The organism is Pseudooceanicola sediminis (assembly GCF_003575965.1).
GTDB lineage: Bacteria > Pseudomonadota > Alphaproteobacteria > Rhodobacterales > Rhodobacteraceae > Pseudooceanicola > Pseudooceanicola sediminis.
In genome coordinates this window covers 84,095-97,184 of sequence record NZ_QWJJ01000014.1, presented here as the reverse complement: position 1 = coordinate 97,184, position 13,090 = coordinate 84,095, and the positions used below count along the sequence as shown (strand labels likewise).

Sequence of the window (13,090 nt, the reverse complement as noted above, 5' to 3'; positions counted from 1 at the left end):
TACGCCGATTGATCGCCGGAGTTGAAGAGGAAGGTCTAAGCCAGCATGGCTTGTTCAATGCTATGTTTGAGATTCTGACCGAAGCCGGGGGCACTCAACAACCGATCACGTGGGCGATGGTACATGCTTAGCCAGCCACAACGGTAATCTACACCGAAAAGGCGGCTTGCCACAGAAGAGCGACGGCCGCCTCGGATTCTGCCAAGGAATTTTCAATCGGACGACACCTGAGATGCACCACACCATTTTTTCAGGTGGGGCAAAACTGAAAGGTTACTGAATGTCTTAATGAGTTTCTTGAAAGTGGTGCCCCCACACGGACTCGAACCGCGGACCTACTGATTACAAATCAGTTGCTCTACCAGCTGAGCTATAGGGGCATTTCCTGCCATTTACGCGGTGCGACAACGACGATCAAGGCTAATTTCAACCTTGTGCACCACAAAACCTTCAGCGGTTCGTCCGTGCCAGCAACCCTACCGCACACAGTCCGACCAGGATCACAAGCACGGCGGCTGGTGCGGCCTCACCCAGGCGCTCAAGGCTGGCTTTTTCAAAGACACGCGTTGCGAGCGTGTCGTAGTTGAAAGGACGCAGCAAAAGTGTCGCTGGCAGTTCCTTCACGCAATCCACGAAGACCAGCAGCAGCGCCGAAGCAAGAGAGCCGCGTATAAGGGGAAAATGCACTTCGCGCAGAGTGGCCGCCCGGTTTCGCCCCAACGACCGCGCCGCCATCGGCAAGGATGGCGGCACCCGCCCCATGGCACTGTCTGCGGCGCCCTGTGCGATGGCAAAAAACCGCACGCAATACGCAAGCACGACGGCAAAGGCGGTGCCTGTCAGAACCAGCCCGGGATCGTGACCTGTCACTGCGGCCACCGCATCGGCCAGGCGGTGATCCATCAGCGCCAACGGGATCAAGATACCCACGGCCAACACCGCACCCGGTGCGGCATAACCTATTGTTGTTACCGGCATCAGGAGTTTGGGCAGGCCCGCGCCGGAGACCCGCACACCGTAGACCAGGAACACCGCAGCCAGCACCGTGACCACAGCCGCAATGCCGCAGACGGTGACCGTATGCACGAGGGCGCGCAAAAGGCCCGGATCGCTCCACCCGCCCGATTGCGAAAGGGCATGCGACAGGATCACTCCACAGGGCAGCACAAAGCCGAGTACGAATGGAAAGGCGCACAACACCGTTGCAACCCGGCCCTGCCAGCCAGGCAGGTGCACGCGCGTCACTGGACGATGCCTGCTTGAGAGCGTGTAGAAATGCAGACGGCGGCGGCTCGATTTTTCAAGTAGGACAAGGGCCACCACCAAGCCGAGGATAACACAGGCAATCTGCGCCGCGCCGCCGGCATTGTAGCTCTGCAACCACACCGAAAAGATCCCCGTCGTCAGCGTCTGCACCGCAAAGTAATCGACCGTCCCAAAGTCGTTGACCGTCTCCATCATCACGATGGCAACCGCTGCGGCGATGGCAGGACGCGCCATCGGCAGACCTATGCTCCAAAATCGCGCGAATGGCCCCTTGCCCAGCGACATCGCGACCTCTTCCGCGCCGCCCGATTGCTCGCGGAACGCCGCGCGCGACAAAAGGTAGACATAGGGGTAAAGCGAGGCTGAAAGCACGATGATCGCGCCGGTTTTCGACCTGATATCAGGAAACCAGTAGTCCCGCGCACTGGACCAACCGAAAAGTCCGCGCAAACCGGTTTGCAGCGGCCCGGCGTATTCCAGAAAGTCGACCAGCGCGTAGGCGCCAATATAGGCCGGGATCGCCAGCGGCAAAAGCAGCAGATATTCCAGCCAGCGCGAGGCGGGAAAACGATAGCGTGTGATCAGCCAGGCCGCCCCGGTGCCAGTCGCCGCCGTCAGTGCCCCGACCGAGGCCATCAGGATCAGCGAATTCGAGAGGTAACGCGGCAAGGTTGTGGCGACCAGATGCGGCCAGATGTTCTCTTCAGGCCAGAGCGCCGTCCAAAGCACCGAGAGGATCGGCCCAAGAACGACAAGCGCGATCAGAGCCGCCCCAATGGACCACAGTCCGGTGTTCCGAAGCCATCTGCGCGCGGCGCCGATCGCGGGAAAAGAGGAAGAGGAGGCGTTGCGCTGCATGGCCGACTGGTTGCCCTAAACCGCCCGGCCTGTCCAGATCTGCGATGATCCGACACAACGGGTTCCATCCGCTGACCTCTGGACGCCCGCGCTGTCAATCTCGCCAAAGGACGTAATAAAAGCGCGCCCCGCCATAAGGCGGAGCACAGTAATCGCGGCAGAACAAACGAAGTGGCCCGCCTTGCGCTTGCGACGCAGGCCGGGCCGACCGTCTCAGCTCATCCCGAGCGCTTCTTTATACATCTCGAGCACCGCCTCTTCCTCGGCAATATCGTCGGGCTCACGCTTGCGCAGTGCAATGACCTTGCGGATGACCTTGGTGTCGTAGCCACGGCCCTTTGCCTCGGCCATGACCTCTTTTTGCTGATCAGCGAGGTCTTTCTTCTCCGCGTCGAGACGCTCGATCCGCTCGATGAACTGGCGCAACTCGCCAGCAGTTACGCGATAGTTGGAATCGGCACTGGTTTCGTCTTCCATGGTCTTCCTTGCGTCTTCGGATAGGTGTTGATCGGCAGCAGGCCCCTTGCTAGCCGCCCCCGCCCCCTGCCGCAAGAGGTGAGAAGCCCTTTGCCCGAGGCTTGCAACACTGACGTGACTGGATTACGCGCAGTTGCATATCGGACAATCGGGAGGCGCCGAAACATGGAATGGATGATCTGGATCGGAGCCTGTGTTTCGCTCGTCGGGCTGGCATCGCTGGTCTGGTCGATCGTCATGGTCGCCCGAGCCAAACGCAGCGCCGCCGACGACGATGCTCTGCGCGCGGCAATTAGGGCAGCGATGCCCTACAACATGGGCGGTATGTTCCTGTCGGTTCTGGGCCTGATGGCGGTCATCGCCGGGATCTCTCTTGGCTGAAGTGCCGTATACATTCGCAGCGCAGCTACTGCGCCCTGCGACAATTTATGCCAGCAGCCAAGGCAGCGATCGGCCCTTCATCGCGCACTAAAACGGCGGATTTCGGCCCAACAGCGCTCGAATCGAAGGTGCGCAAACGGTGCTGCAAAGCAGCGAAACTCATTGGTACCAATACGAAAAACCCGCCGCGATATCTCTGCGCGCCGGGCTTCGTGGTCAAACGTCCTAGGGACTGCGCGCACTTCAGATGCGCCGAACGGTCTCAAACAGGCATATTGTCGAAACGTGATTCAATCGCCTCGTTGGTCAGGTCTTCCTGCATCTGGCGAAGCGTTGTTGGCACGCCCACCCCTTTGCGGGCAAAATCTCCAACAAGTTCATGCAGTTTGGGCAGGTGTTGATGTCTTGCGCCCGGCCGTGTCCCCGAGATCAGATCCGCGATATCAGCGAATTTTCTCTGCAACTCTTGCGTGGTCGTAGGCGTCATACCTTCTCCTCCTCGACTAACGGGAATGCAGGCCTGTGTGGTGGCACACAGGGCGTAACCCGAAGATTTAACGATTGGGCCGGGCGCTCCTCCATCCGCGATCCAGCTTGGTTTGATTATAACCAAGCCCCCTCTCGCATGCCAAACAAAACGACACGTGCCCCTGCAAGGTCGAGGCTTGCAATACATTCCGTTTTTATTATATGTATACCGCGTGATCTGGTGCAACCAATGAGGCAGGACATGAAACCGGACGTGACAGCATTCTTCGACGTCGCAACCAACACGATTTCCTATGTTGCAAGCGACCCGACGGGCGACGCCTGCGCCGTGATCGATTCCGTGCTGGACTTTGACTATGCCTCGGGCCGTACCGATACACGCTCCGCGGACGCGATCATCGCATTCATCACCGATCATGACCTGCATGTGAACTGGCTGCTGGAAACCCATGTCCATGCCGATCACCTCTCAGCCGCACCCTATATCCAGGAACACCTGGGCGGTAAAATCAGCATCGGTGATCAGATCACAGAGGTGCAGGACACGTTCGGCAAGGTCTTCAATGAAGGCACCGAGTTTCAGCGCAATGGCAGCCAGTTCGACCAGCTCTTCAGCCAAGGCGACGTCCTGAACATCGGCGCCTTGCAGGCGCAGGTATTGCACACGCCTGGGCACACTCCGGCCTGTCTGACCTATGTGATCGGTGACGCCGCCTTTGTCGGTGATACTCTTTTCATGCCGGATTTTGGAACGGCACGCTGCGATTTCCCCGGCGGTTCCTCCAGCGTCCTGTTCAACTCGATCCAGAAAATTCTGGCGCTGCCGGACTCGACCCGGATTTTCGTCGGGCATGACGACAAGGCGCCCGGCCGCGACACCTATGCCTGGGAAACCACGGTCGGCGAGCAGAAGGCGCTGAACATCCACGTCGCCACCGGAAAGTCAGCCGAAGATTTCATCCTGATGCGCGATGCCCGCAACGCCTCGCTGGCCATGCCCAAGATGATCATACCGTCGCTTCAGGTGAACATGCGCGGCGGCCGGATGCCCGCGCCGGACAAGGACGGCAACGTCTTTCTCAAGGTTCCGATCAACAAGCTGTCACAGAAACATCAAGGGATAAGCGATGCATATTGATTGGATTTTAGGGCTGATCGGAGGCCTGCTGATTGGCACCGGCGGCGCCGTCTACCTGCTGGGCAACGGTCGGATCATGGGCGCGAGCGGCCTCATTGGCGGTGTGGTCGACGGATCAGGACGCGGCAACCTCGGAGAGCGACTGGCATTTCTGGCAAGCATGCTCCTCGTGCCGTTGCTGCTTGGCCTGTTCACCCAGCTCCCGGACACGCACGCCACGGCGAACGTGTGGGCGTTGATCGCGGCCGGACTGCTGGTTGGCACCGGAACCCGTATCGCCAATGGCTGCACCTCCGGTCACGGTGTTTGCGGCATATCGCGCCTGTCGCTGCGCGGGATCGTCGCTACGGTGTTCTATATTCTGGCGGGCGGTCTCTCGATTGTTTTCTTTCGGCATCTCCTGGGGTGGATCTGATGAAAAAGCGGATCGGCGCATTGGCTGGCGGCCTTTTCGGCGCAGGCCTTTTCATTTCCGGCATGACCGACACAAGCAAGGTTCAGGGCTGGCTCGATGTTTTTGGCGACTGGGATCCGACATTGGCCTTTGTCATGGGGGGGGCGATCCTGCCGATGGCGGTCGCCTGGCAGATCGCACGACGGATGGCGCGGCCCTATGCTGGACAGGCCTTTCCGGTACCCAACAGATCGATTGATCGCAAACTGGTGATAGGCTCGGTCCTTTTCGGAATCGGCTGGGGTCTGGTCGGCCTCTGCCCTGGCCCCGCTGTCGCGTCACTTACCTATGGTGGAACAAGCGGCGCGGTTTTCCTCATCGCGATGTTGATCGGCATGGGCGCGGCGCCGAAGCTGCGGAGCTGGCTGGACAGGTCGGTTCCGGCGGACTAAGGATCAGTCATGGATATTCGTCAGATCACCCCCGCATACGCCGTTTCGCCGCAGATCGAGCCGTCTGATTTCACGGCCCTCAAGGATGCCGGGTTCGCCCGTGTGATCTGCAACCGGCCCGACAGCGAGAACCCCGAACCCTTGCAGGCCGCCGCCATGGCGGAGGCCGCAAAGGCCGCAGGTATCGACTTTTTCGTCCTGCCTCTGACCCATGACACCATGACTTCTGACAACATTTCCAAGCAGATGGACGCCGCAGCTTCGGCGGGTGGGCCGGTTCTGGCCTATTGCGCATCGGGCACCCGCTGCACGGTAATCTGGTCGCTGGGACAGGCATCGGCGGGCGGGGATGTCGACGAGATCCTGTCGACCGCGGCCAAGGCCGGCTATGACCTGTCCGGTTTGCGGCCCCGTCTGGCACAGCTGGCCGAATAGAGTCGACGCCACGAAACGGCGCAAATTCGCGGCGGTATTCACGTCGGTATTTGGGCGGTAACAAGGCGGTGTCTGTCGCCTGAAGTGCCCCATCAAAGACACGCCAGCAGGCGCCCCGGATCACGCCCGTGACGCGGGGTGGCCAAGGCGCGACCAAAGGCGCAAGCCCCAGATGAGGGTCGGCGTGGCGGTGCGAGGTCTGATGGGACGGTCCCCCGGCCCCATATCCGGCGGGCGCGTTCGCAACGCACCGGGTGACCACCAAAGGCAAGAGCCTCTTGCGATGGCCGGAACAGTCCGGGGCGGGACGACGCCTTTGCGCAGCCCGGCGCCGAACCTCGCCTCCAAGGTGCCCCGAGCGCGGGAAATCTGGCGGGTCAAATTGGCGGGTCGCTGATCCCTGATCATCGGACAGCCGCCATGACAGGGGCCATGCGCGCCAGCACCGCGGTCGTTCAGCGGTGGGGCGACAATCGCTCGGCTTGCTGGGACATCACCCGATGCGCGCCATCTAGGGTTCGAGGTCTGGCAGGTCGCCCATGGACATCATCGGAAAGCCGCCGGCGAATCCGCCATCTTCTTCGTCCGTGTCGTCGCCGCCGGACAGTTCCGGCAGGTCGGACAGGTCCGGCAGGTCGGGAAGGTCGCCCATCGCGGGAAAATCGCCGAGTGCGGGCAGATCGTCGGTCTCTGTTTCCCCGACAGCGGCGTCGGCGGAAAAATCGCCCGGATCGGGCAGATCATCCGCGCCCGGCAGACCGCCCAGCATCGGCAGTTCGTCGGCATCGTCCGCATCTGCGCCAAGGCCACGCCCGCCGCCAAAGGCAGAGGTGCCCAGGCCATCGCCCTCGCCCGCCTCGATCGCGGAGCGCGCTTCGGCCAGGCCATCCATGGTCAGGCGCACCGCACGAAATCCGTTGACCTGCCCCAACCGCACCTTGCCCAGGCATTGCCCACGGCCCGTTTCCAGGCGCGTCGACGACAGCGCCTCGCGCGAAATCGGGATCATGTCGCCAGGTTTGAGGCGCGTGACCTGCGCCAGCGGCATCGACAGGCGATGCAGCACGGCGTCGATGACAGCCGGGGCCGACATGACAGCCGCACTGATATTGCTGCGGTCCCGATCCGCGCCTTCCTGCAAGGCGGCCTCGTCCGGGATCGCCTCGCGGTCGGGAAGGGCAAGCAGGATGCGGCCCTGTTTCAGCCCGGCCAGGTCGATCTGAATGCGGAAGACGTGAAAGTCGGTCGCGCGCAGCGCCAACCCCAGCAGCCGCTTGTTTTCGATGCGCACGCCAAAGCAATACCCGGTGAGCCAGTCCGCCGCCGGGTCGCCCTCCAGCATCATCGCGGCGCGCAGCAACACATCGTCAAGCAAAGGAGCGACCAGCGCGGCGTCGGTCGCGGTGGTTGCGCGGGGATCGGCGGCCAGCGGGCTGACACGGCCCATCGTGCTTTGTTCGACCAGTGCCGAGGTTGCCTGAAGATCCAGCGACACCGCACCCGCGGTCCCGCCGTGCCCATCCAGCAGCATCAGCAGCTCTTCATCGCTGAGCATGGCGCTGAGTGCTTCGGCCGCGATGAATTCGTACTCGGTCGACATCACGACAAGCGGCAGATCCAGCAGATCATCCGCGCTTTTGGACAGGGCCAGACGCAAGGCTTTTTCAGGCGACATCGCACGGGCCTGATAGACCTCGCGCGCAGCCACCGCCTTTCTGCGCAGCACTGCATTTGAATTGCCGTTTACCATACGCTCCGCCACCGCCTCATGCGGACAATCCCCTCGGTTGTAGGGGCCAGAAGGTTACCATCGCCTTTAGAGCCGACGCTATTGCGCAGCAATTGCCGCCTGCAACGGCAGGGTGACACGGAATGCCGCCCCCCCCTGCCCGGGCAGATAGGTGATCGACCCGCCGAGGCGCGACATGATCTCGCGGCAGATGGCAAGGCCGAGGCCCGCGCCGCCTGCCTTCTGATCACCGATGCGCGAAAACTTCTCGAATATCAGGCCCTGTTGTTCGGTTTCGATGCCCGCGCCGTTGTCGATGAAATCGACCATCAGGGCGGCGTCGGCGCGGCGCACCGCGATGCGCAGTTCCGGGGTGCGGGCGTCGCAATACTTGCCCGCATTCGCGATCAGGTTGATGAAGACCTGGGCCAGGCGGTCGCTGTCGGTCTGTAGCCAGATCGCTTCTTGCGCACGGTCGCGGCGCAGTTTGATCGTGCTGTGATCGCCGTTCGCCGCCGCCACCGCATGATCCAGGATATCACCGAGCCGGGCGCGCGTCAGGTTCAGGCTGACCTGGCCGTTTTCAAGCACCGCAAGGTCCAGCAGATCATCCAGCAGGCGCGTCAGGCGCACGGTTTCGTCGTGGATGATGTTTGCATATTTATGCTTTTGCCCCTCGGTCAGGCCGGGGGCGTCGCGCATGATTTCGGAAAAGGCGCGAATCGAGGTCATGGGGGTGCGGAGTTCGTGGCTGATCTGGCTGAGGAACGCGTCTTTTTGCACCGAAAGCTGGGTCAGCTTGGCGTTGGCGACGCGCAGCTGGCGGGCCGTGCGCACCAGTTCATCCGACTTCGCCTCGAGCTGGCTGGAATATTCCATGATCTGCGCGGTTTCATCGGCCACGGCCATCAGGTCTTCGACGGACACGGCCGCACCGCCGACGATCTGACCGACCATGGCATGCGCGGTGGCCGCCCCGACCGAACCGGAAAGCTCTCTCTCAAGCCGTTGCAGGAAGGCGGCGTTGGGATCGGGCAAATAGCCCTGCACGCCCTGGCGCGCGGCCTCGGACTGGAACAGTTTCTGCGCCTCGTGCGCCCCGAGGAGGCGCTGCGCCATGATCATCAGGTCCTCGCTTTGCGCGATGCCGCCGGACCAGCCACGCGGGCTGGCGGAATGCTGGTAGACGTTGACGAACTGCGCGCCTTGCAGCCGCTCCATCGGGGAGGGGAAGGAAAAGATCGACAGGCCGAGAAAGGCAAGCGTGTTCAGCAGGATGGACCAGAGGACCCCATGCACCAGCGGGTCGAGGCCCGTGATGCCGAACAGCGCATAGGGGCGCAGCCAGCCGATGCCCCAGGGGCCGTGGGCCAACACCCCGGCAGGCAGGACGACGCCATCCCCGAAGGACGGCAGGAAGAGGCACCAGAGCCAGGTCGCAAAGCCCAGGATCAGCCCCGCCAGCGCGCCGTTGCGCGTGGCGCCGCGCCAGAAGATGCCGCCCAGCATCGAGGGCAGAAACTGCACCACGCCCGAAAACGAGATCAACCCGATCGCCGCAAGCGCCGTGCCCCCACCGGACAGGCGGTAATAGAGGTAGCCCAGGAACAGCACCCCGATGATCGAGACGCGGCGGGCCATGATGACGACGTGGCGCACGTCGCCCGACACCATCGCGCCCTTGCCGTTGAGCGACAGCCAGATCGGCATGACGATATGGTTCGACACCATGGTCGAGAGCGCGATGGCCGCGACGATCACCATCGAAGTGGCCGAGGAAAAGCCCCCCAGGAAGGAAAACACCGCCAGCCCCGTGCGCCCCTCGGACAGCGGCAGGGTGAGGACGAACATGTCGGGGTTGGCGCCGTCGGGCAGCATCGACAGGCCGGCGACGGCAATCGGCATGACAAACAGGCTCATCGCGATCATGTAGGCGGGAAAGGCCCAGGAGGCGGTGCGCAGGTGGCGCTCGTCCTCGTTCTCGACCACCAGGACCTGGAACATGCGCGGCAGGCACAGCAGCGCCGCGCCGGACAGGAAGATCAGGCCGGACCAGCGCCCCGGCGCCATCTGCCATTGGCCCAGCTGGGCCGAGGCATCGATGCGCGCCAGAGTCTGGCCCACCCCGCCGCCGATGCCCCAGACGGTAAAGATGCCGACGGCCAGCAGCGCGCAGAGCTTGACCACCGCCTCGAGTGCGATGGCCATGACGACGCCGTGATGGCGTTCGTTGGAATCGAGGTTGCGCGTGCCGAACAGCACCGTGAAGGCCGCCAGCCCCGCCGCCACCCAGAGCGCGGTGGCGCGGTTGTCTGCGGGGATCACCACCGAAGGGTCGGCGGCCGCAAAGGCCGCGACGCTTTGCGTCACCGATTGCAGTTGCAGCGCGATATAGGGCGTGGTGCCGACAACCGCGATCAGCGTCACGGCGACGGCCAGCAGGTTGGATTTGCCGTAGCGGGACGAGATCAGGTCCGCGACCGAGGTGATGCGCTGGCTGCGGCCGATGCGCACGATCTTGCGCAGCGCCCAGACCCAGCCGATCATCACGATCGAGGGACCTATGTAGATCGTCAGATATTCCAGCCCCGAGCGGGCCGCGTACCCGACCGCGCCATAAAACGTCCATGCGGTGCAATAGATCGACAGCGACAGCGTGTAGACGACCGGAGAGCGCAGCCACCCTGCCCGCCCCTTCATCGCCGCCCGTTCCGCGCCGAAGGCAACGGCGAACAGGAAGGCCACGTAGATGAGGCTGACCGCAACCAGCAGGTTGAGCGAGGCCATCAGCGCCCCCCGGTATCATGTGACGGCGCAGTTCCGTCGGGAAGCGGGCGTTCCGAAGCCGGATCATCAGGCGACATTGCGGCGGCAGGTGCCGTGCGGTCGGGGGTGGGCACCGCCGCAGCTGGCGTGCCTGCGGCCTCTCCTTGCCGTGTCGCCGCATCGGGGCGCGCGTGTCCGCCTGCGGCGGCATCGCGCCCGGCGTCGGGTGGGCGGGGTAGCGCGTCGGGGTCAAAGATCGCCTCGTCCGACAGGCGGCTGACCAGGATTGCAGAGGCCAGCGCCAGCAACGCCCAGACCCCGAAGATGTAGATCATCGCGTGCGATGTCGCCATGACCTGCGGCGCAGCCAGTCCGGTGGCCACATCCGCCCCGGCAAAGGCCGTATCCACCCCACCACCTGCCGTAAACGCATCGGCCCCCGCCGGGAACGCATCGGCCCCCGCCGGGAACGCATCGGACGCGAGATCGGACCCGACATCGGACCCGACCGCGACAGCGCGCGATGTCCCGTCGCCCTGCGGCCAGAGCAACGGCATGGCCAGCAGCACCAGACCCAGCATCGGCAGCACGCGCGCGGCATCGGTCATGCGGCGCTGACGATACCCGCGCCGCTCCAGGAACAGGGGTCCGGGACGCGGGCTCATGCGCGGATCAGGTCGTTGACGGCCTCCAGCACCTCGGCGTTGGAAAACGGTTTCGTCATGAAGCGACTGGCGCCGATCTGCTCGGCCATCGCGCGGTCCTTTGGCTGGCCGCGCGCGGTCAGCATCAACACCGGCAATCCGCCGGTTTCCGGCCCCGCACGCAATTCCCGCAGAATGTCGTAGCCAGAGCGGCCCGGCAGCATGACATCCAGGATCACCAGATCGGGACGCCGCGCGCGCACCGCCTCGACGGCGTCGATGCCGTTGGAATGGGTCGCGACATGCCACCCATCCCGCGACAGGATAAAGCTGATCGCCTCGATGATATTGGGTTCATCCTCGATCACGAGAACAGATTTGCCCATTCGTTCCTCCCCCTCCCAGAAGAGCGATTGGCCATTTTCGCCACGGAAATCGGCACCGCGCGGTACAGCAATCGGCGTAGTGGTAGCAGCCTTTGCGCGAGTGGGGAAACATTCACATGCCTGTGGGCTGTATTTTTACCCGACACAGCCGCGGATCAGAGCGCCTCGGCCATGATCGAGGGCTCGCGCCGCCCCCGACACCCGGCTTTGGGGCAGATCCGGCAGGTCACGCCGACGCGCGGCAGATCATCCGACGCCGGATCCTGGGCGGGGTCGACCGTGGTGGGCTGGATCAGCATGTGCGCCTCGAACATCGGATCGCGGTTGGGCACCTGCGGGCCATAGGGCTGGGCGATGGCATGGGTCAGGAACACCCCCTCTGACCGCCCGGCCAGCCGGATCACCTGGCGCAGCGGCATCATCGGCCGGCTGAGGGCCTGGAACAGCGGCCAGAGCGGACAGGCCGCCCCGACGCGCGGCAACGGGAACGGCGCGAGCGGCTTGCGAAAGGTCAGCGTACCCGAGGCATCGCAGGCCACCAGACCCAGGGGCGGCTGTCCCAGATCGGCCAGAACCGCGCCGGGCAGCGTCGCCAAGCGCCGCATCATCCGCCCCGGATCGACGCCAAAGCGGGTGGCGAGCTGTGCCGGATCAAGCCGCGCCGGGGCCTCAGGAATGGCCTGCGCGACCGTGTCCAGCGGCAGCGCGCGGGCATCGAGCGCATAGAGATCCAGGAAACGGCGCGCGATCAGGCGGGCCGAGGCGGTGGAGAGGCGCCCACCGGCCTGGGCCAGCACGCCCTCGACCGCGTCCGGGGTGGGGGTCTCTTCCAGCAGGGGGATGTGAAAGTCATGATCGGACAGGAAGGCCTCGACCTCGTCCTGGGGCGAGGAGAGGGTCGCATCGCGCTGACCTCCGGCCTCGATCTCGTCCACCAGGCGGCGGGCCCCTTCGGCGAGCCGCGCCGAGTCCTCCGCGATGTTGCGATGAAAGCGTTCGCGCCATTCCGGTTCGATCCGGGTTTCCGCGACAAGGATTTCTGCCGAGGCATGGATGGCCGTGACGGTCGAGAGCACCTCGTGCATCGAGGCGGCAAGGTGGGGGTCATGCGCCAGCCGGTCGGTCAGGGCTTCGACCGCCTGTTCCAGCGCGCCAAGGCGACGTTGCTGTGCGGCCAGCAATTGCGCCCAGCCGGGAAAGCGGCCGACGAATTCCTCGACCTGGGTCAGTTCGGCGCCCGCTTCGGCGCGATCGGCGGCCGCCTGGCGCAGGGTCGCCAGCAAGGCCGCCTCGGCCCCTTCGGACAGGGCCGAGGGTTCGACGTCCAGCGCGGCGGCGATGGAGAGCAGCAGCGAGCCGCCGATTCTGCGTTTGTTGTGTTCGATCAGGTTCAGGTAGCTGGCCGATATGCCCGACAGGCGCGCCAGATCCGCCTGACGCATCCCGCGCATCGTCCTTCGGTCACGAATGCGTGTGCCGGTCAGCGTTCGGGCCATGCAAATTCCCCTGCTATTTCAACGAATTTCTGCGGTGCGATAGAATTTATTTACAGACCTCACGGCTTCATTGTTTATTTATTTACAAAAAAATCAAGCAATCAAAAGGAGTTGTTGCAGAATTTTCGCCACCGGTGCGATGATCCCTTTGCACGTTCGTGCACGCGACCAGCGCGGAG

The 13,090-nt window shown here is 63.7% G+C and carries 13 protein-coding genes and 1 tRNA gene; 5 read left to right on the top strand and 9 right to left on the bottom strand.

Annotated elements, in window-relative coordinates:
* Positions 1-304: 304 nt before the first annotated feature.
* The 3 genes from DL237_RS15535 to DL237_RS15525 form a co-directional block, all read right to left on the bottom strand.
* Positions 305-380: transfer RNA gene (locus tag DL237_RS15535), tRNA-Thr, on the bottom strand.
* A 70-nt stretch (positions 381-450) separates the two neighbouring features.
* A complete protein-coding gene (locus DL237_RS15530) occupies positions 451-2,124 on the bottom strand; it encodes an ABC transporter permease (RefSeq protein WP_119400000.1) in 1,674 nt (557 codons plus the stop codon).
* Between the two features lie 213 nt (positions 2,125-2,337).
* Positions 2,338-2,601, bottom strand: a complete 264-nt coding sequence (locus DL237_RS15525; protein WP_119399999.1) for a DUF2312 domain-containing protein — start codon at positions 2,599-2,601, stop codon at positions 2,338-2,340.
* Between the two features lie 165 nt (positions 2,602-2,766).
* Here DL237_RS15525 and DL237_RS15520 point away from each other — a divergent pair, with 165 nt between their 5' ends.
* On the top strand, positions 2,767-2,982 hold the full coding sequence (locus DL237_RS15520) for a hypothetical protein (RefSeq protein WP_119399998.1): 216 nt from the start codon (positions 2,767-2,769) through the stop codon (positions 2,980-2,982).
* Between the two features lie 262 nt (positions 2,983-3,244).
* Here DL237_RS15520 and DL237_RS15515 read toward each other — a convergent pair whose 3' ends face one another.
* Positions 3,245-3,469 carry a hypothetical protein gene (locus DL237_RS15515; RefSeq protein ID WP_119399997.1) on the bottom strand — a complete coding sequence of 75 codons (225 nt, stop codon included), beginning with the start codon at positions 3,467-3,469 and terminating at the stop codon, positions 3,245-3,247.
* 243 nt (positions 3,470-3,712) lie between these two features.
* Here DL237_RS15515 and DL237_RS15510 point away from each other — a divergent pair, with 243 nt between their 5' ends.
* From DL237_RS15510 to DL237_RS15495, 4 genes are read left to right on the top strand one after another with little or no spacing between them, the layout of a single operon-like run.
* Complete coding sequence (locus DL237_RS15510) at positions 3,713-4,609, top strand: MBL fold metallo-hydrolase (RefSeq protein ID WP_119399996.1); 897 nt, start codon at positions 3,713-3,715, stop codon at positions 4,607-4,609.
* On the top strand, positions 4,599-5,024 hold the full coding sequence (locus DL237_RS15505; RefSeq protein WP_119399995.1) for a YeeE/YedE family protein: 426 nt from the start codon (positions 4,599-4,601) through the stop codon (positions 5,022-5,024). Before DL237_RS15510 ends, DL237_RS15505 begins: the two co-directional genes overlap by 11 nt.
* Complete coding sequence (locus DL237_RS15500) at positions 5,024-5,455, top strand: YeeE/YedE family protein (RefSeq protein ID WP_119399994.1); 432 nt, start codon at positions 5,024-5,026, stop codon at positions 5,453-5,455. Before DL237_RS15505 ends, DL237_RS15500 begins: the two co-directional genes overlap by 1 nt.
* 9 nt (positions 5,456-5,464) lie before the next feature.
* Positions 5,465-5,890, top strand: coding sequence for a TIGR01244 family sulfur transferase (locus DL237_RS15495; RefSeq protein WP_119399993.1), 426 nt, complete (start codon positions 5,465-5,467; stop codon positions 5,888-5,890).
* 511 nt (positions 5,891-6,401) lie between these two features.
* Here the strand turns inward: DL237_RS15495 and DL237_RS15490 are convergent.
* The 5 genes from DL237_RS15490 to DL237_RS15470 form a co-directional block, all read right to left on the bottom strand.
* Positions 6,402-7,598, bottom strand: coding sequence for a FliM/FliN family flagellar motor C-terminal domain-containing protein (locus DL237_RS15490; protein ID WP_158585658.1), 1,197 nt, complete (start codon positions 7,596-7,598; stop codon positions 6,402-6,404).
* Positions 7,599-7,718: 120 nt separating this feature from the next.
* The gene (locus tag DL237_RS15485) at positions 7,719-10,406 is read right to left on the bottom strand and encodes an ATP-binding protein (protein ID WP_119399991.1); all 2,688 of its coding nucleotides are present in this window, start codon (positions 10,404-10,406) and stop codon (positions 7,719-7,721) included.
* Positions 10,406-11,050 carry a hypothetical protein gene (locus DL237_RS15480; RefSeq protein WP_119399990.1) on the bottom strand — a complete coding sequence of 215 codons (645 nt, stop codon included), beginning with the start codon at positions 11,048-11,050 and terminating at the stop codon, positions 10,406-10,408. The genes DL237_RS15485 and DL237_RS15480 overlap by 1 nt, the downstream gene beginning before the upstream one ends.
* Complete coding sequence (locus DL237_RS15475; RefSeq protein WP_119399989.1) at positions 11,047-11,415, bottom strand: response regulator transcription factor; 369 nt, start codon at positions 11,413-11,415, stop codon at positions 11,047-11,049. The genes DL237_RS15480 and DL237_RS15475 overlap by 4 nt, the downstream gene beginning before the upstream one ends.
* 155 nt (positions 11,416-11,570) lie before the next feature.
* Entirely contained in the window at positions 11,571-12,911 is a 1,341-nt protein-coding gene (locus tag DL237_RS15470; protein ID WP_119399988.1) for a helix-turn-helix transcriptional regulator, read from the bottom strand.
* Between the last annotated feature and the right edge of the window lie 179 nt (positions 12,912-13,090).

Excerpts from the sequence above, each read along its gene's own strand:
- DL237_RS15530 (WP_119400000.1), bottom strand. The coding sequence starts at position 2,124 with ATGCAGCGCAACGCCTCCTCTTCCTCTTTTCCCGCGATCGGCGCCGCG.
- DL237_RS15525 (WP_119399999.1), bottom strand. The coding sequence starts at position 2,601 with ATGGAAGACGAAACCAGTGCCGATTCCAACTATCGCGTAACTGCTGGC.
- DL237_RS15520 (WP_119399998.1), top strand. The coding sequence starts at position 2,767 with ATGGAATGGATGATCTGGATCGGAGCCTGTGTTTCGCTCGTCGGGCTG.
- DL237_RS15515 (WP_119399997.1), bottom strand. The coding sequence starts at position 3,469 with ATGACGCCTACGACCACGCAAGAGTTGCAGAGAAAATTCGCTGATATC.
- DL237_RS15510 (WP_119399996.1), top strand. The coding sequence starts at position 3,713 with ATGAAACCGGACGTGACAGCATTCTTCGACGTCGCAACCAACACGATT.
- DL237_RS15505 (WP_119399995.1), top strand. The coding sequence starts at position 4,599 with ATGCATATTGATTGGATTTTAGGGCTGATCGGAGGCCTGCTGATTGGC.
- DL237_RS15500 (WP_119399994.1), top strand. The coding sequence starts at position 5,024 with ATGAAAAAGCGGATCGGCGCATTGGCTGGCGGCCTTTTCGGCGCAGGC.
- DL237_RS15495 (WP_119399993.1), top strand. The coding sequence starts at position 5,465 with ATGGATATTCGTCAGATCACCCCCGCATACGCCGTTTCGCCGCAGATC.
- DL237_RS15485 (WP_119399991.1), bottom strand. The coding sequence starts at position 10,406 with ATGGCCTCGCTCAACCTGCTGGTTGCGGTCAGCCTCATCTACGTGGCC.
- DL237_RS15480 (WP_119399990.1), bottom strand. The coding sequence starts at position 11,050 with ATGAGCCCGCGTCCCGGACCCCTGTTCCTGGAGCGGCGCGGGTATCGT.
- DL237_RS15475 (WP_119399989.1), bottom strand. The coding sequence starts at position 11,415 with ATGGGCAAATCTGTTCTCGTGATCGAGGATGAACCCAATATCATCGAG.
- DL237_RS15470 (WP_119399988.1), bottom strand. The coding sequence starts at position 12,911 with ATGGCCCGAACGCTGACCGGCACACGCATTCGTGACCGAAGGACGATG.